Here is a 17,903-nt window from a genome sequence, read left to right as displayed (position 1 = left end):
ACCGTCGACCGCACTGCAATCCATCCGAGACCGGGCCGTTGCACAGGGTGCGACCGGGGTCACACAGCGCTATCGCGGGGGTGGACCCGTGAACGGCCCTTATACCCTGTGTTCGTGACCGACACCCCGACCGCCGCACCGCAGGGCAGCGCAGACGCCGACACCCCGCGGTTCCGCTACACCGCCGAGCTGGCCGGACGGATCGAGCGCACCTGGCAGGACAACTGGCAGTCGTGGGGCACCTTCAATGTGCCGAACCCGGTCGGGTCGCTGGCACCCGCCGACGGCTCGGCCGTTCCCGACGACAAGATGTTCGTCCAGGACATGTTTCCCTACCCCTCCGGTGAGGGCCTGCACGTCGGGCATCCGCTGGGCTACATCGCCACCGATGTGTATGCGCGCTACTTCCGCATGACCGGGCGCAATGTGTTGCACGCGTTGGGTTTCGATGCATTCGGCCTACCCGCCGAGCAGTATGCGATCCAGACCGGCACCCATCCGCGGATCCGCACCGAGGCCAATATCGTCAACTTCCGCCGCCAGCTGGGCAGGCTCGGCCTGGGTCACGACCAGCGGCGCAGTTTCTCGACCACCGACGTGGACTTCTACAAGTGGACCCAGTGGATCTTCCTGCAGATCTACAACGCCTGGTTCGACGCCGAACAGAACAAGGCCCGCCCGATCGCCGATCTGGTGGCCGAATTCGATTCCGGTGCGCGCACTCTCGAGGACGGCAGGCAGTGGTCCACCCTGTCCAAGAGTGAGCGAGCCGATGTCATCGACGGCTACCGCCTGGTCTACCTGGCCGATTCGCTGGTGAACTGGTGCCCGGGGCTGGGCACCGTGCTGGCGAACGAGGAGGTCACCTCCGACGGTCGCAGCGAGCGCGGCAATTTCCCGGTCTTCCGGAAGCGGTTGCGGCAGTGGATGATGCGCATCACCGCCTACTCCGATCGGCTGCTCGACGACCTCGAGGTGCTGGATTGGCCGGAGAAGGTCAAGACCATGCAGCGCAATTGGATCGGCCGATCCACCGGGGCGTCGGTGCTGTTCGACGCCGACGGCGCGGACATCGAGGTCTTCACCACCCGGCCCGACACCCTGTTCGGCGCGACCTACCTTGTGCTGGCTCCCGAGCACGAACTGGTCGACCAACTCACCGCCGCGCAGTGGCCCGACGGGGTGGACCCGCGGTGGACCAACGGTGCCGACACCCCGGCCGCGGCGGTGGCGGCCTATCGGCGCTCGATCGCGGCCAAGTCCGACCTGGAACGCCAGGAGAACAAGACCAAGACCGGCGTCTTCCTCGGCACGTATGCGACCAATCCGGCTGACGGACAACAAGTTCCGGTATTCATCGCCGATTACGTCCTGGTCGGCTACGGCACCGGCGCGATCATGGCCGTGCCGGGGCACGACCAGCGCGACTGGGAGTTCGCAGGAGAGTTCGGCCTGCCGATTGTGGAAGTGATCTCGGGCGGCGACATCGCCGAGGCCGCGTATTCCGGTGACGGTGCGCTGGTGAACTCGCAGTACCTCGACGGCCTGACCGTCCAGGACGCCAAGAAGGCGATCACCGAGCGGCTGGAGGCGGACGGCCGCGGCCGCGCCCGCGTCGAATACAAACTGCGTGACTGGCTTTTCGCGCGGCAGCGGTACTGGGGCGAGCCGTTCCCGATCGTGTACGACGCCGACGGCCGGGCGCACCCGCTGCCCGAATCGGCACTTCCGGTGGAACTGCCCGACATCGCCGACTACTCGCCGGTGATGTTCGACCCGGACGACGCCGACAGCGAACCGTCCCCGCCGCTGAACAAAGCGGACGAGTGGGTGCACGTCGAGCTGGATCTGGGTGACGGCCTGCAGACCTACACCCGCGACACCAACGTGATGCCGCAGTGGGCGGGCAGCTCCTGGTACGAGCTGCGCTACGCGGACCCGCACAACCCGGATACGTTCTGCGCCAAGGAGAACGAGCAATACTGGATGGGTCCGCGGCCGGCCGAGCACGGCCCGGACGACCCCGGGGGAGTGGACGTCTACGTCGGCGGTGTCGAGCACGCGGTGCTGCACCTGCTGTATTGCCGCTTCTGGCACAAGGTGCTGCACGACCTCGGACATGTCAGCTCTCGCGAGCCGTACCGCCGCCTGGTCAACCAGGGTTACATCCAGGCGTTCGCCTACACCGACTCCCGCGGTGCTTACGTGGCGGCCGCCGACGTCGTGGAGCGGGACGGCAAGTTCTTCCTGCCCGGTGAGGACGGCGAAATAGAGGTGTTCCAGGAGTTCGGCAAGATCGGCAAGAGCCTGAAGAACTCGATCTCCCCGGATGAGATCTGCGACGGCTACGGCGCGGACACGCTGCGGGTGTACGAGATGTCGATGGGCCCGCTGGAGGCGTCTCGGCCCTGGGCGACCAAGGACGTTGTCGGCGCCTACCGGTTCCTGCAGCGGGTGTGGCGGCTTGTGGTCGACGAGTCCACCGGTGAGACAAGGGCTTCCGAGCATGAGGCGCTGGACGAGGAGACGCTGCGGCTGTTGCACCGGACGATCGAGGGCGTGTCCGAGGACTTCGCGGCCCTGCGCAACAACACCGCCGCCGCCAAGCTGATCGAGTACACCAACCACCTCACCAAGGAGGGCGTCAGTGCGCGGGCGGCGCTGGAGCCGCTGGTGCTGATGGTCGCGCCGCTGTCACCGCACCTGGCAGAGGAACTCTGGCAGCGGCTGGGCCATTCGACGTCGTTGGCGCACGGACCTTTTCCGGTGGCCGATCCGCAGTACCTGGTCACCGACACCGTCGAGTACCCGGTGCAGGTCAACGGCAAGGTCCGCGGACGCATCACCGTGGCCGCGGATGCGGACAAGGCCGGCCTCGAAGCGGCCGCGCTCGCCGACGAGAAGGTCCAGGCCTTCCTGGCCGGTGCCACCCCGAAGAAGGTCATCGTGGTGCCGGGCCGGCTGGTGAACCTCGTCGTCTAGCGGTTTCGGCGCCCACATCACCGGGGCCGGACCACCACCTGATGGGTGTGTGCGTCGGGCGGGCTGGCGATCACCTCGGCGACGATTCGCGCGACGGTCTCCGGCTTGAGGAACTTCGCCGGGTCGTACTGCCCGCCTTCGTAGGCGACCAGGTCCTGCTGCATCTCGGTGTCGACCCGGCCGGGGTGCACGCTGGTGACCCTCAACTCGGGAACGTCGGCGCGCAGTGAATCGGCGAACGCCCGCTGGGCGAACTTGCTCGCCGAGTATGCGGCCAGGCCCGGCGAGGCGTTCAGTCCGGCGCCGGAGTTGATGAACACGACGTGCCCGCGCGCCGCGCGCAGCGCGGGCAGCAGCGCCTGGGTGAGGGCGACGGCGCCGGTCACGTTGACCTCGAAACAGGCCCGCCACTGCTCGGGCGTCGAGTCGTCGAACCGGCCCGGGTATGCGACGCCGGCGTTGTGGACCAGCACGTCCAATTCGGCGAGCGGCTCGGCGGCGGCCTCGATCCCGTCCGGATCGGTGAGGTCCAACGGCCAGGTGGTGGCACCGAGACGGGCGGCGACGGCGTCCAAACGATCGGACGGACGTCCCGCCAGCAGCAGGGTGTGGGTGGGGGCCAGGGCATCGGCGATGGCCGATCCGATCCCGCCACTGGCGCCGGTGATCAACGCTGTTTTCTTACCCGGGTCGCTTCGCTCCTGCCCATCGATCGCCATGTCACTGACCCTACCGATCTGCGTTTCGCAGGTTCGCGCCGCAGAATGAACGCGTGGCATACGACCCGAGCTTCGGCCCGACTCAGTTGGCGGCCCGCGCGGCCTACCTTCTGCGCGGTAACGACCTGGGTGTGATGACCTCCGCGGCGCCGCTGCTTTACCCGCACATGTGGAGTTGGGACGCCGCGTTCGTCGCCGTCGGCCTGGCTCCGCTGAGTGTCGAGCGCGCGGTCGTCGAACTGGACACCCTGCTGTCGGCGCAGTGGACCAACGGGATGATCCCGCACATCGTGTTCGCCAACGGCGTCGACGGGTACTTCCCAGGCCCGGCCCGGTGGGCCACGTCGGCGCTGGCGGCGCACGCCCCGCGCACCCGGCACACGTCGGGGATCACCCAGCCGCCGGTGCATGCCATTGCGGTGCAACGCATTCTGGACCGCGCCCGCACCAGGGGCCGTTCCACCCGTGCCGTCGCCGAGTCGTTTCTGGACCGACGGTGGCCGGACCTGGTGCGCTGGCACCGCTGGCTGGCCGAGGCTCGCGATCAGAACGAGCACGGTCGCGTCACGCTGTATCACGGCTGGGAGTCCGGGATGGACAACTCGCCGCGCTGGGACTCCGCCTACGCCAACGTGATTCCCGGGAACCTCCCGGAGTATCAGCGCGAGGACACGCACATCGTCACCGACGCCAGCCAGCGCCCGTCGGACACCGAGTACGACCGGTATCTGTGGCTGCTCGAGGAGATGAAGTCGGTCCGCTACGACGACGATCTGCTGCCGAAGGTGATGAGCTTCGCCGTCGAAGACGTCTTCGTCTCAGCGATTTTCGCGGTCGCGTGCGATGTGCTGGCCAATATCGGCGAGGATTACAAGCGGCCCAACGCCGATGTCCGTGACCTGTATTCGTGGGCCGAGCGGTTCCGGACCGGCGTCGTCGAGACGACCGATCAACGGACCGGTGCCGCGCGCGATTTCGACGTACGAGCGGACAAGTGGATTGCGACGGAGACCGCCGCGCAGTTCGCGCCACTGCTGTGCGGCGGCCTGCCGCACGACCGGGAACGGGCCTTGCTGCGGGTCCTGGAGGGCCCGCGGTTCTGCGGGCACCCGGATCTGCGGTACGCGGTGATCCCGTCGACGTCGCCGGTGTCCAAGGACTTTCGGCCGCGCGAGTATTGGCGCGGGCCGGTCTGGCCGGTGTTGACGTGGCTGTTCTCGTGGGCGTTCGCGCGTCGCGGATGGTCGGAGCGGTCGTTGCTGCTCCGGCAGGAAGGTCTTCGGCAGGCCAGCGACGGCACCTTCGCCGAGTATTACGAGCCGTTCACCGGCGAGCCGCTGGGCAGCATGCAACAGTCCTGGACCGCGGCCGCGGTCCTCGACTGGCTGGGCTAGATCCCCGAGTCGCTGCGCTCCTGCCCGCCGGGGGCTAGATCCCTCTAGCTCTGCGCCTGGTCGGCCAACCGCTCCAGCGGTCGCAGCGCCTTGGCCAAGGTCTCGCGTTCCTCGTCGCTCAGCTTCGAGAGCAACGCGGCCAGGTTGGCCCGCCGGACCGCCAGCGCTTCGCGGTGCTGCACCAGCCCCTGGGGCGTGACCTCGACGAGAACGGCCCGCAGGTCCGAGGGGTCACGCGACCGCTTGACCAGCCCGAGTTTTTCCAGCCGGCGGATCGCCACCGTGGTGGTCGGGGTGCGCACCCGTTCGCGTGCGGCCAGCTCGGTCATCCGGATCGGACCCTGATCCAGCAGGGTCAGCAGGATGGACAGCTGTGCCAGGGTGAGGTCGGCGCCGGCGGTGGTGGACTTGGTGTCGGCGCGGCGAAGGACCGAAAAGAGCTTCGATAGGACCCGCTGCAGGTCCCCGGACAGGTCAGTGACCTGCGGCTCGGCCTCAATCATAGTTCGCTAGTCTAACCTGTCCGCGGTTGTCAACCGCGCGATACGCGGTTTTACGCGCCCGAGTTAGATAACTTGCGACAGGAAACGCTGCAGACGCTCGGTCTCGGCGGCGCTGAAGATCTGATCGGGCGGCCCGGATTCGATCACCTGGCCGTAGTCCATGAAGACCACCGAGTCCGCCGTCGACTGGGCGAACCCCATCTCGTGGGTGACCACGACCATCGTCATCCCGTCCGAACCCAGCTCGGCGATCAGCGCCAGGATGCCCTTGACCAGTTCAGGGTCGAGCGCCGAGGTGGCCTCGTCGAAGAACATCACCTGCGGCGCCATCGCCAGCGCCCGCGCGATCGCGACCCGCTGCTGCTGACCACCGGACAGCGTGGCCGGCCGCACCTCGGCCTTGTGCTTCAAACCGACCCGGTCCAGCTGAGCGAGCGCCAACGCGCGGGACTCGTCGGCCGACAGCCGCTTGAGCTTGCGTGGCCCGAGCGCGACATTGTCCACCACGCTGCGATGCGGGAAGAGGTTGAACTGCTGGAACACCATGCCGATGCGTTGGCGCAGCGCGTCGGGATCGTCGTGCAGCACCGACTTGCCGTCGAGCAGGATGTCCCCGCGGTCCGGTTCGTAGAGCCGGTTGAGCGTGCGCAGCAACGTGGATTTGCCCGACCCCGACGGGCCGATGACCGCCGTCGTGGCGCCGGCGGGCACGTCGAGATCCACGCCGCGCAACACCTTGTTGGTACCGAAGGCGAGGTGAATATCCTTGCAGGCCAACGAAACCGGTTCGGGAAGCGAGGCCATCACACCATCTCCTGGCTCGTTGTGCTCGGGGCCAGCGGATCCTCGTCGGGTTGCGTTCGGCCGCGGCGCAGTCGGGCGTCGATGTAGTTGACGAGGTGCGTCAACGGGATCGTCAGCAACAGGTAGAACAGGCCGGCCGCCACCAACGGCGATAGGTTGCCGGTCTGGGCATTGAGATCGCGGCCCACTTGGAACAGCTCGCGCTGGCTGGCCACCAGACCCAGGAAGTACACCAGCGACGACGCTTTGAGCAGCGAGATGAACTGGTTCACCAGGGCGGGCAGCACCCGGCGGATGCCCTGCGGAACCACCACCAACCGCATCGACGAGGAGTAGCTGAATCCGAGCGCGCGCGACGCCTCCAGCTGCCCGGCATCCACACTCTGGATGCCGGAGCGGAAGATCTCGCCGATGTAGGCCGCGGCCATCAGCCCGAGCGCGGCGATGCCGAGCGGGAAGGGATTGTTGCCGGTGATGCCACCCACGACCGGCCCGATGCCCAGGCCGATCAGCAGGATGATCACCACCTCGGGCAGCCCGCGGAAAATGTCGGTGTAGACCCGGGCCGGCCAGCGCAGCCACCGTGACCGGGAGATCCCGGCCACGGCCAGCACCATGCCGAGCAGCAGTCCGATCACGCTGGCGCAGATCGTCAGGATCAACGTGTTGGGCAACCCGGTGGTCAACAGGTCTGGGATGGCCTTCTTGTAGAGGTCCCAATCCAGGAACGACTCCCGCAGCTGGGTCAGCACCGATTTCGGTGCCGACCCGACGGACGCGGGTTTCTCGTGTGCGGCGGCGATCGCGGCGAAGTCGGGCAGCTGCGGAACCGGTGCGGCTTTCGAGCCCGGCTTCCAGCCCGGCGGCAATGCCCGCGGCACCCACTCCGAGTAGAGCTTCGACCAGGTGCCGTCGGCGATCACGGCGTCCAAGCCGGAGTTGAGCGCGTCGATCAACGGCTTGTTCTCGTTGGCGACGGCGTAGGCGACGAAATTGTCCAAGCTGAAGGTGTTTTCGACGATCTGGGCCGGATCGCGGGGCTTGACTGTGCCGACCGCCTGCTGCGAGGGCGCCACCCACGCGTCGATCTGGCGGGTCTTCAGGCTGGCGTAGACGGTGTTGTAGTCCGGAAACTTCACCGGTTCCAGGTGCAGCGTGTCGACGAGGTAGGCCTCTTGAACGGTGCCCTGAACCACGCCGATTCGCTGGCCGGGGCCGAGCTGTTGAAACCCGGTGATCGGCGAGCCGGACGGCACCACGAGGGAGAAGTAGCCGAAGTCATAGCCGTTGGTGAAGCCCACGGTGCGCCGGCGCGCGTCGGTGGTGGTGATCGATGACGACCCGACGTCGAAGCGGCGGGCGGCCACTTGGGCGAGCAGACCGGAGAACTCGGTGCCGACGAACGAGATCTTCAGGCCGAGCTTGTCGGCGATCGCCCGCAGCAGTTCGTTGTCGAACCCGGTGAACTGTCCCTTCGAGTCGATGCAGATACTCGGCGGCGCATCCGACAGCGTGCCGACCGTCAGCGTGCCGGGCGTGATCAATCCGAGCGCCTCACGGTTGATCGACGGCAGCGGCTGCACGGTGGCGGTGGTGTATTTGTCCTCGTCCGGTCCCTTGGCCGCGGCGGCGAGGTTCGTCGGCAGCGCACTGGCCGACCCGACTCCGGGCGGTGCGCACTGGTCTGCACCCGCCGGCGCGGCGGCCACCAGACCGGCGATCATCAACAGGACTGAGAACAGTGCCGCCAGACGTATGCCGGCCCGCGGTGTCCGGTCGCAGTGAACAGCCATCTCTAGCAAGGTACTGCCCCCAGCAATCCCGGCGCGCCTTGCGATCAGACGGAATCCAAGTCGGCGAGCACCCCCGTCCGGTGAAGTTCCGCGATGAGCACGTCGGCCATCAGGTCGGTGCGGTCCAGGCAGGCCTGCCGTGCGGCAGACGGATTGCGGCGGTGGATTGCGGTGTGTTCGGTCTCGGCCAGCGGCAGGAGCTGGTTCACCGTGTACGGGTAGGTGGCCCAGAATTCGCGGGGCATGAACCCGCGCGATGCCCGAATGGCTGCGCTCAGTCGCGGACCGGCGTACTCGTCGAGGACGATATTCCGGAAGAGGTCGGCGGCGTTGAGGAAGGCAGGCGAGTCGGATGAGGCGCGCATGACGGCCATCGGCTCGGCGAGCCGGTCGAGGACCTCTGGGCGAGGATTGGCGGCGGCCCGCGCGGCCGCCGCGCCGGTCAGCAGGCCGTGCACTTCATGGTGTTCGCGCAGGACGTCGGCATCGAAGCGATGGACGAACGCTCCGCGGTGATAGCGGGACTCCAGGATGCCGTCGTGCTCGAGCTGGTTGAGGGCCTCCTGGACGGGCACCCGGCTCAGCCCCAGGGCAGCGGTGATCTTGTTGCGGTCCACCCGATCTCCCGACCTCAGCCGCCCGGCGAGCAGCATGTCCTGGATGTGGGCAACAACGAGGTCCTTCTCTTTGACCCCATAGCGTTTGGGCATTTCCCTCTCCGGGGTGTCCAGAAGCCGTGCACTCGTCGCAATCCTCCCGGTTACTTGCGGGTATCTCGCGCAATATGAGGTAACGAGACTGTGAGTCTCGTTACTCTCCGACAATGACGACGACGGAAATGCCCGACGGCTATTACGCGGCTACACCGGTCCCGAGTGGGCGCACGGCGGCGGTGGACCACCTGCGTAAACCGGGCCCGGTGTACCGGGTCGGCAAGATGTGGTTGATCACCAGCTACGAGGGGGTCCGCTTCGCCCAGAAGCACCCCGAGTTGTTCTCCTCGGCGAAGGCCTTCGACGGCGTGGCCAACGCCATCTCGATGATCCCGATCGCGATCGATCCGCCCAAGCACGCGGACTACCGGCGGGTTCTGGACCCGATGTTCGGACCCAAACGCATGGAAGCGATGGACGGGGAACTGCGTACGCAGTTGCGCGGCCATATCGACAAGTTCGCCCCGCTCGGCCGCTGCGATGTCGTGGCGGACCTGTCCTACAAGTTCCCCACCCAGGCCATCCTGACGCTGTTCGGGCTGCCACTGGAGCACTTGCCCAGGTTCCTCGGCTGGGTCAGCGGGATCATCAAAGGTGCCGATATCGCGTCACTGGGCAGCGAGCAGTCACAGTCGGTAATCGATTGCAGCATTGCGCTTTTCGGCTTCCTGGCCGAGCAGCTGGAGGTCAAGCGCAGCCACCCGGGCGACGATATGCTCAGCAACATCCTGGCCCTCGACGGCGACGAGGCGTGGACCGATACCGAGATTCTGGGCTTGTGCTTCCTGATCATCCTGGCCGGGCTCGACACCGTCACCGGTGCCATCGGCTTCGCGTTGCTCAACATGGCCAACGATCCGGCGTTGCGGCACCGGTTGATCGGGGATCCGTCGTTGATTCCACCGTTCATCGAAGAGGTGCTGCGTCTCGACGGCCCGGTGCCCGGCGTGCCGCGCGTGACGACCGCCGACGTCGAGGTCGAAGGGGTGACGATCCCGGCGAATTCCCACGTCATGCTGATGCTGTTCACCGCCAACCGAGACGGGCCGTACGCCCACACCGCCAATGAGATGGACCTCAACGCCAAGGCCGTGCACCTCGGATTCGGCGGCGGCATTCACCGGTGCCTGGGTTCGCACCTGGCGCGCCGCGAATTACGGCTCACCATCGAGGAATTCCACGCGCGCATCCCGGATTACCGGTTGGCCGGCGAGGCCACCACATTGTGGCCCGCCGGCACTTTCGGCCTGGAATCGTTGCCGCTGGAATTCGATCCCTGTTAGCGAGGTGGTCGGCTCTACCGGCTGTCGCGCCAGCGCACCAGCGCCTCGGCGGCGCCGAGGTCGTAGTCCGGTCCGTCGCAGCCGACCGTCAGCAGGGTCACGCCCAGTCCGGTGAGTGCCTCGGCGTTGGCGACGATGGTGTCGTGATCGCGGCCCTCGACACCCGATGACCGTTCGATCTTGGCCGGGTCGCGGCCGACGTCCGAGCAGTGCCGGTCGAGCACCTCGGCCTTGCCGGGGTAGGTCTCGGCGTTGGTGAATCCGTGCCAGATGTCGCCGTGCTCGGCGACCAGGCGCAGCGTCTTCTTCTCACCCTGACCGCCGATGAGGATCGGGATCTCGCGAGTCGGAGCAGGATTCAGGTTGGCCAGCCGGGACTTGATACGCGGCAGTGCGCCCGCGAGGTCGTCGAGGCGGCTGCCGGCGGTGCCGAACTCATAGCCGTACTCGTCGTAGTCCTTCTGCTTCCACCCCGAGCCGATGCCGAGGATCAGCCGCCCGCCCGAGATGTGGTCGACGGTGCGGGCCATATCGGCCAGCAGCTCGGGATTGCGGTAGGAGTTGCAGGAGACCAGCGCGCCGATTTCGACCCGCGAGGTCTGCTCAGCCCACGCGCCCAACATGGTCCAGCATTCGAAGTGCGCACCGTCGGGGTCGCCGTACAGCGGATAGAAGTGGTCCCAGTTGAAGACCACGTCGACGCCGATGTCTTCACAGCGGCGGACGGCATCGCGGATCTGGTTGTAGTCGGGGGCATGCTGCGGCTGCAGTTGCACGCCGATTCGGATGGGGTAGGTCATGAAGCCAGCCTAGGGGCTTCTGCGGAGGGCGATCGTTCAGATGCAGGCGACGGTGTTCCGGCCGGCCTGTTGGGCGCTGCGCATCGCCGACATCACCCGGGCTGTCAGCGCCTCCGCTGTTTCACCGGTAATGGCCAGCGTGGCACCGATACTCATCGTTGCGTTGACCGTCACGCCGGAGTGACTGATCGGTTCGGCGACCCGGCTGCGGATCTTCTCCGCGACCTGGGCAACGTTGGCGAGGCTGTGGACGCCCGGCAACAGCAGCAGGGCCTCGTCATCACCGATTCGCCCGACGGTGTCGCCTTGGCGGACGCATTGGCGAATCCGCACCGCCAGGGTGGCCAGCACGACGTCACCGAAGGAGCGGCCCCAGGCGTTGTTGATCGCATCGAAATTGTCGATGTCGCAGTACAAGACGCCGAGGTGCGGTCCGTGAACTCGGGGGAATTCGAGCGCGGCGCCAAGGCGCGCCACCGTCTCGTCGCGCGTCGTCAGTCCGGTGAGGCCTTCACGCGATCGCGTTCGCAGTACGTCGACCTCGAACTCGGCCACGGTGGCAAGTATCCCGAAGAACATGTTGCCCAGCGGTTCGGCCGGGTCGTACCGCTGCTCACCGAGGGACAAGGTGCCGCCGCGACCGGCGAGAGTTTCGCCGATGGCGCGTGCGTCGGCTACCGATCGGGCGAGCCGGTCCAGCTTCGACACGACCAGCGTGTCACCGGGGTGCACCGCCGCGAGCGCCTGATCCAGAGCCGGCCGTTCGGTGTCCGTGCCGGTCAGCGCCTGGTCAATGTAGATCCGGTCGTCGCCGACACCGAGCTCGCGAAGGCGCTGGCGCTGCTCGACGAGGTCTTGCTCATCCATCGAGCAGCGCGCGTATCCGACGAACGTACGATCAATGACCGTCATCTCCGGAATGTAGCCAACCGTCGAGCGGCCCAAATCCTCTTGGCAAACTCGATTCAGGCGCCGATATTCCCATCGGGCTTCCACACCGCCACGATCGATGGGCGCGCGGTGCCGTTGCCGCCCTCGGGCCAGTTGGACAACGGATCGTCGATGCTGTTGTCATCGTGCTCGCCAGGATGCTGCACCGACACGGTGACGAGGTCGTCGAGCACGATCGGTCCGCAGGTCTCCGCGCCGATCGGCACGGTCAGGAATTGGCGTGTCTCACCACGATTGGGCCCTTCGAGCGCGACGGCGAAGAGGCCGTCGTTGGAGGACAGCGCGTTGCCGTCGGTGGCGATCCACAGGTTGCCGTGCTTGTCGAAGGCGAGATTGTCCGGGCAGGAGATGGGGCTGACCTTGGACTTGTCGAAACCGCCGAAGTAGGTGTCCGCCGCGGCGGGGTCACCGCAGACCAGCAGCAGATCCCAGGTGAACGAGGTGCCGGCGTGGTCGTCGGTGATCTCGAGAACCTGGCCGTTCTTGTTGTCGTTGCGCGGATTCGGTGCGTCGGCGACGGGCTTGCCCTGCGCTCCCCGCTCATTGTTGTTGGTCAGGGCCACATAGAGCTTGCCGGTGCGCGGGTTGGCTTCGAAGTCTTCGGGCCGGTCCATCTTGGTGGCGCCGGCTTTGTCGGCGGCGAACCGGGTGAACACCGCGACCTCGTGTGGGGTCATGCCGGGCACCAACGACTCCGCGGCGCCACCCGGCCCCGAGCGCAGCAACGGGAGCCACGTCCCCGACCCGCGGAACGCGCCGGCGGCGGGCAGGGCGCCGGAGCCGTCGATCTGGTTGGCCGGGATGTCGGTGGTGAGTTTCGCGACGTAGAGCGTGCCCTCGTCGAGGATCGTCATGTTGGCGGCCATCGCCGCCGCATCGCGGCCGGGCTGAATCTTCTTGGCGGAGACGAACTTGTACATGTAGTCGAAGCGCTCGTCGTCGCCGCTGTAGGCCACCACGGTTCCATCCGGGGTGACGTAGATGTTGGCGGCCTCGTGTTTGAAGCGGCCCATCGCGGTGTGCTTGACGGGAGTGGAGCGCGGATCCCACGGATTCAATTCGACGACGTAGCCGAAACGGTTGACCTCGTTGGGTGTCTTGGTGGGATCGAACCGCGGATCGAACGTCTCCCAAAGCCGTTCGCTGGGTTTGATTTTGATGCCGTAACGCTTCCATCGGTCGGCGTCGATCGGGGTGGATGCCTGCGCTCCGTCGGCGGCGCCGAAGTAGGAGTTGAAGTTCTCTTCACCGGACAACACGGTGCCCCAGGGTGTGACGCCGCCTGAGCAGTTGTTGATGGTGCCGCTGACCGTACGGCCGCCCGGGTCGGCGGCGGTCTTGACGAACTCGCTGCCGGCGGCCGGCCCGGTGAGGGTGAAGGGGGAGTCTGCGGTGATCCGGCGATTGTAGGGAACGAGCACCGGCTTGAGCCCGTTCGCGGTGCGCTCGACTTCGACGACGGTCAGGCCGTGCGCAGCCTGAGCGGTCTCGAATTGTTCACGAGTGGGCCGCTTTTCGTCGTATCCAGGGAACATGAATCGCTCGGTGGTGTACTCGTGGTTCACCACGAGGAGATAGCGGTCAGGGGAGCCGTCGATCGGCAGCAAGCCGGCGAAGTCGTTGTTGAACCCGAACTGCTGACGTTGCGCGGTGGCGCTCTGCTTGGTGACATCGAAGGCAGGAGCGCCGGGCAGCACCGGGTCGCCCCAGCTGATCACCACCGCCTGCTGGTAGCCCGGGGGGATGACGACGGCGTCCTCGGTGTTGGGCGCAATCGCGCTGAAGTTCATGCCGGGGTTCGGTGCCGGCGGTGCCGGCGGGGCCGAATCGCCAACTGGCGTGGGCTCGGTCGAACAGGCCGCGAGCGCTGAGCCCGCGCCGACGGCGAGCACTGCGACACCGGCGGCCTTCAGGATCGAACGGCGCGTCGTCGCCTCGCGGACAAGGTCACCGAAGTAGGCGTTGTCGCTCGTGTTCGGCGCCGGATGCGCACAGGCGTCACCGCAGCGGTAGCGGCAGGTGATCCGCTGGCGAGCGGAGCGTCCGTCGTGATTGATCAGCAGATTCAGCGGCACCAGAGCCATGGGGCCGAAACTAGGACACGGCTGTGAATCAGCTGGGAATCAACGGGTGAACAACAAGCAAACTCAGCTGGCGAGCACGTTGCGCAGGATGTCGATGAGCGCGCGTGGCTGGTCACCCTGTACGGAGTGACCGGAGTCGGGGACCATGATCACGCGCTGGAAACCCGGTGCGGTACGGGCGAATTCGTCAGCGTCCTCGTCGTTGACGAAGAACGAATTGGCGCCCCGCACCAGCGTGGTGGGCATCGTGATCGACGGCACGTCGTTCCACAGCCCGGCGAACGACTCCGGCAGCCCGCTGCCGGAGTCGGCGCCCTTGCGGAAGGAGTCGTAGCGCCAGGTCCAGGTGCCATCGTCGAGCTGCTTCGAGTTGTGAAAGACGCCGCGGCGCAGTGATTCCCGGCTTCGAGTGGGCGAGGCTGCGACCGTGACGTCCAACATGGCTTGGAAGCTCGGGAAATTGCGTCCGCCTTGCGTCAGTGCGACCGCGCCCAGCTGAGCCTGGCTCATCTGTTCGTGGCGTTCCGGGGCCGATGGTGTGACGTCGACGAGGACCAGTTCGGGAACGAGTGCCGGCTCGACGGTGGCGATGCGCAACGCTGTCAGTCCCCCCAGCGACATGCCGACCACCAGTCGTGGGCTGGGCGCCCATTCGCTCAGGACGGGCCGCAGTGTGTCGGCGTTCAGCCGCGGGCCGTAGTCGCCGTCTTCTCGCCAGGCCGAGCGGCCGTGGCCGGGTAGGTCGATGGCCAGCGCCGGAACGCCCAGGCCGAGGATGACGGTGTCCCAGGTGTGGGCGTTTTGCCCACCGCCGTGCAGAAACACGATCTGCGGTGGTTCGGCACCCCACTTCAGCGCACTGATCGGGCCGGACTCGATCCTGGTGACCGGCGGCAGCTCGTCACTGACCCCGGCCTGCTCGGCGTTCTCGGGCAGCAGGGCGAATTCGTCGAGGCCGATCAGCTCGTCATCGGAGATCACATGGCCATCTAACGCGAAAGTGCGGCCAGATCGCGATGGGGCGTCCCATCCGGATCTGACCGCACTCTCGGCGAAAACTATTCGCCGGCGATGAACTTCTCGAGCTCAGTGCGGGCGATGTCGTCGGCCAGCTGCTTGGGCGGGCTCTTCATCAGGTAGGCCGACGCGGGGATGATCGGGCCGCCGACACCGCGGTCCTTGGCGATCTTCGCGGCGCGCACGGCGTCGATGATGATGCCGGCCGAGTTCGGCGAATCCCACACCTCGAGCTTGTACTCCAGGTTCAGCGGCACGTCACCGAAGGCGCGGCCTTCGAGCCGGACGTAGGCCCACTTGCGGTCGTCGAGCCACGCGACGTGGTCCGACGGGCCGATGTGGACGTTCTTGTCCTCGACCTTGCCGGCCAGCGAGCCGGTGAGGTTCGACGTCACGGCCTGGGTCTTGGAAACCTTCTTGGACTCCAGGCGCTCACGCTCGAGCATGTTCTTGAAGTCCATGTTGCCGCCGACGTTCAGCTGATACGTGCGGTCCAGCGTGACGCCGCGGTCTTCGAACAGCTTGGCCATCACGCGGTGGGTGATGGTCGCGCCGACCTGGCTCTTGATGTCGTCGCCGACGATCGGCACACCGGCGTCTTCGAACTTCTTGGCCCAAACCGGGTCCGAGGCGATGAACACCGGAAGGGCGTTGACGAACGCGACCTTGGCATCGATGGCGCACTGCGCGTAGAACTTGTCGGCCTCGTCGGAGCCCACCGGCAGGTAGGAGACCAGCACGTCGACCTTGTTGTCCTTGAGGACCTTGACGACGTCGACCGGCTGCTCGTCGGAGATCTCGATGGTCTCGGCGTAGTACTTGCCGATGCCGTCGAGGGTCGGGCCGCGCTGCACGACGACGTCGGTCGGCGGCACGTCGGCGATCTTGATCGTGTTGTTCTCCGACGCGAAGATCGCCTCGGACAGGTCGAAGCCGACCTTCTTGGCGTCGACGTCGAACGCGGCGACGAACTTCACGTCGCGCACGTGGTACGGGCCGAGCTTCACGTGCATCAGGCCGGGAACGGTGGCGTTCGCGTCAGCGTCCTGGTAGTACTGCACGCCCTGGACCAGTGAGGACGCGCAGTTGCCGACGCCGACAATGGCGACCCGCACATCTGTCGACGCTCCGTTGTGCTCCGTCATGGACGTTCTCCTAACTCGTACTTCTGCTGGCTGCTGTTCAGGTACTTCGGCGGCCGCTCAGGCCTGATCTGGATGGCTCTGAGCCACCCGCTCAGCGGCGATAAGCTCGTTGAGCCACTTGACTTCCCGCTCGCTGGACTCCAGGCCCAGCTGATGCAGTTGTTTCGTGTAGCGGTCGAACGAATTGCTCGCTCGGGCGATGGCCTCCCGCAGACCTTCGCGACGTTCTTCCACCTGGCGCCGGCGGCCTTCCAGAATCCGCATCCGTGCCTCGGCCGGTGTGCGGTTGAAGAACGCCAGGTGCACACCGAAGCCGTCGTCGGTGTAGTTCTGTGGGCCGGTGTCGGCCACCAATTCGGCGAACCGCTGGCGGCCGGCATCGGTCAGTTGGTACACCCGGCGGGCACGGCGCAACACCGTGGTTCCCGCGGGGGCGGTGTCCTCGACGATCAACCCGTCGGTCTGCATCCGGCGCAACGCCGGGTACAGCGAGCCGTACGAGAAGGCACGGAACGCCCCGAGCAGACCCGTCAGTCGTTTGCGCAGTTCGTAGCCGTGCATGGGGGACTCGAGGAGAAGACCCAAGATGGCAAGCTCCAGCATCGGGTCACCTCCTTTGCTCAGCCGTTACGACACTTCGACACCTCCGGCGATAGTATCGGAGCGATATATTTGGCGCTACTTCAGTGCGCGCGACCGTGCGAATTCGTCCGCGACACGCGGTGACAACCGGATCGGGCCGCACACTCGCGGCAGGGGCCCCGTTACGGGTAGTTGATCTGCTTTTCCGAGCCGTCGGGATTCAGCTGGATGTAGCCGCTGCCGAAGTCGCTCGACACATAGATCGAGATCGTCAGCGTCCCCGGCACGGTCTGGTCGCGGCTGGGCTCGATGATCAGATAGGTGCTCTTCACGTCGCCGGGCTTCATGTTCAGCGTCTCCGGCGCCCCGCGCAGAACGCCGATGACGGCTTTGGCGTCGAACTTGCTCAGGTCCACCAGCTTGGCGTCGTTGCTTGCCCCGGAGGTGGTCGGATCGTCCCAGCCGCCGCGGTAGGAGTAGTTGAGTTCACGACGGTCGTCGTTGGGGTCCGGCCGGGTCAGCGACGCATAGTCGGGATAGACCACCAGCCGGTTGCCGTCGGTATTGCCGAACTTCTTCTTCATCTGCTCGAGCAGGCCGGTGAGCCCACCCAGCGAATGCAGCTGGCGCGGCGGCGTCAGCACCACCGGGGCCACCCCGTCGGACTTGGCGCCCGGATCGGAGGTGAAGTTCAGCGGCGATGGGGTGTTGCCGTACAGCCCCCAGCCGATGCCGATGCCGAGCACGACCAAGACTCCCATGATGGCGAGCCGGATGCCCCAGCTTCCAGTGGTCCCCGGCGCCGACAGCCGCGGCTTCTTCAACGTGGGCAGCTGCACCGGCGCGTTCGCGGTTTGGAGGTCGGACACCAGCGCGCGCAAGTCGCCCAGTGTCATCGCCGTGGTCGCCGCCTTCACCCGCTGGCCATGCTCGGTCATCGACAGCTGCCCTTCGGACAGCGCGGTGTCCAAAATCTGGCACGTGTCGTTGCGGTCGGTGTCCTTGGCGCGCGTGCTGGCCGTCTGCGATGTCGCCACGGCGATGATCGTAAGAGTTCGGGCGCCAAGAGCGCAGACCAGCCGCATATTCCGCGGCGTCGCGAGTCGGTTGCGTGTCGTTGCCCAGATCCCCGA

15 protein-coding genes are annotated in these 17,903 nt (G+C 66.6%); 3 read left to right on the top strand and 12 right to left on the bottom strand.

The genetic code is table 11. The features are described from left to right. Positions 1 to 114 precede the first annotated feature (114 nt). Entirely contained in the window at positions 115 to 2,982 is a 2,868-nt protein-coding gene (gene leuS, locus D3H54_RS29810; RefSeq protein ID WP_149383233.1) for a leucine--tRNA ligase, read from the top strand. A gap of 17 nt (positions 2,983 to 2,999) precedes the next feature. On the opposite strand, the gene D3H54_RS29805 is transcribed toward leuS, so the two are convergent. Further along, entirely contained in the window at positions 3,000 to 3,701 is a 702-nt protein-coding gene (locus D3H54_RS29805) for an SDR family oxidoreductase (protein ID WP_149383232.1), read from the bottom strand. A gap of 53 nt (positions 3,702 to 3,754) precedes the next feature. Here D3H54_RS29805 and ggh point away from each other — a divergent pair, with 53 nt between their 5' ends. Further along, positions 3,755 to 5,095 carry a glucosylglycerate hydrolase gene (gene ggh / locus D3H54_RS29800; protein ID WP_083117907.1) on the top strand — a complete coding sequence of 447 codons (1,341 nt, stop codon included), beginning with the start codon at positions 3,755 to 3,757 and terminating at the stop codon, positions 5,093 to 5,095. Positions 5,096 to 5,139: 44 nt separating this feature from the next. Here ggh and D3H54_RS29795 read toward each other — a convergent pair whose 3' ends face one another. The 4 genes from D3H54_RS29795 to D3H54_RS29780 form a co-directional block, all read right to left on the bottom strand. Then, positions 5,140 to 5,598 carry a MarR family winged helix-turn-helix transcriptional regulator gene (locus D3H54_RS29795; protein WP_149383231.1) on the bottom strand — a complete coding sequence of 153 codons (459 nt, stop codon included), beginning with the start codon at positions 5,596 to 5,598 and terminating at the stop codon, positions 5,140 to 5,142. A 63-nt stretch (positions 5,599 to 5,661) separates the two neighbouring features. Further along, positions 5,662 to 6,402 (bottom strand): amino acid ABC transporter ATP-binding protein, encoded by a 741-nt coding sequence (locus D3H54_RS29790; RefSeq protein ID WP_149383230.1) that lies wholly within the window; start codon positions 6,400 to 6,402, stop codon positions 5,662 to 5,664. After that, positions 6,402 to 8,195, bottom strand: a complete 1,794-nt coding sequence (locus D3H54_RS29785; RefSeq protein ID WP_149383229.1) for an ABC transporter substrate-binding protein/permease — start codon at positions 8,193 to 8,195, stop codon at positions 6,402 to 6,404. Before D3H54_RS29785 ends, D3H54_RS29790 begins: the two co-directional genes overlap by 1 nt. A 44-nt stretch (positions 8,196 to 8,239) precedes the next feature. Beyond that, positions 8,240 to 8,905, bottom strand: coding sequence for a GntR family transcriptional regulator (locus D3H54_RS29780; RefSeq protein WP_149383228.1), 666 nt, complete (start codon positions 8,903 to 8,905; stop codon positions 8,240 to 8,242). 113 nt (positions 8,906 to 9,018) lie between these two features. Here D3H54_RS29780 and D3H54_RS29775 point away from each other — a divergent pair, with 113 nt between their 5' ends. Then, a complete protein-coding gene (locus D3H54_RS29775) occupies positions 9,019 to 10,191 on the top strand; it encodes a cytochrome P450 (RefSeq protein WP_149383227.1) in 1,173 nt (390 codons plus the stop codon). 14 nt (positions 10,192 to 10,205) lie between these two features. On the opposite strand, the gene D3H54_RS29770 is transcribed toward D3H54_RS29775, so the two are convergent. The 7 genes from D3H54_RS29770 to D3H54_RS29740 all read right to left on the bottom strand — a co-directional run bounded on the left by D3H54_RS29770 (position 10,206) and on the right by D3H54_RS29740 (position 17,855). After that, complete coding sequence (locus D3H54_RS29770) at positions 10,206 to 10,991, bottom strand: LLM class F420-dependent oxidoreductase (RefSeq protein WP_149383226.1); 786 nt, start codon at positions 10,989 to 10,991, stop codon at positions 10,206 to 10,208. Between the two features lie 36 nt (positions 10,992 to 11,027). Beyond that, on the bottom strand, positions 11,028 to 11,903 hold the full coding sequence (locus D3H54_RS29765) for a recombinase family protein (RefSeq protein WP_149383225.1): 876 nt from the start codon (positions 11,901 to 11,903) through the stop codon (positions 11,028 to 11,030). 53 nt (positions 11,904 to 11,956) lie between these two features. After that, a complete protein-coding gene (locus tag D3H54_RS29760; RefSeq protein WP_149383224.1) occupies positions 11,957 to 14,026 on the bottom strand; it encodes a PhoX family protein in 2,070 nt (689 codons plus the stop codon). Positions 14,027 to 14,089: 63 nt separating this feature from the next. Continuing rightward, positions 14,090 to 15,007 (bottom strand): Rv0045c family esterase, encoded by a 918-nt coding sequence (locus tag D3H54_RS29755; protein ID WP_149383223.1) that lies wholly within the window; start codon positions 15,005 to 15,007, stop codon positions 14,090 to 14,092. A gap of 77 nt (positions 15,008 to 15,084) precedes the next feature. Beyond that, positions 15,085 to 16,188 (bottom strand): inositol-3-phosphate synthase, encoded by a 1,104-nt coding sequence (locus D3H54_RS29750; protein WP_149383222.1) that lies wholly within the window; start codon positions 16,186 to 16,188, stop codon positions 15,085 to 15,087. 57 nt (positions 16,189 to 16,245) lie between these two features. Continuing rightward, on the bottom strand, positions 16,246 to 16,791 hold the full coding sequence (locus tag D3H54_RS29745; RefSeq protein WP_005142205.1) for a PadR family transcriptional regulator: 546 nt from the start codon (positions 16,789 to 16,791) through the stop codon (positions 16,246 to 16,248). A 161-nt stretch (positions 16,792 to 16,952) separates the two neighbouring features. After that, on the bottom strand, positions 16,953 to 17,855 hold the full coding sequence (locus D3H54_RS29740; RefSeq protein WP_149383221.1) for a DUF1707 SHOCT-like domain-containing protein: 903 nt from the start codon (positions 17,853 to 17,855) through the stop codon (positions 16,953 to 16,955). Positions 17,856 to 17,903 lie beyond the last annotated feature (48 nt).

The organism is Mycobacterium sp. ELW1 (assembly GCF_008329905.1).
In the GTDB taxonomy this organism is placed as follows: domain Bacteria; phylum Actinomycetota; class Actinomycetes; order Mycobacteriales; family Mycobacteriaceae; genus Mycobacterium.
The sequence above is the reverse complement of the archived record's forward strand: the minus strand, read 5'-3'. Positions and strand labels throughout refer to the sequence as shown.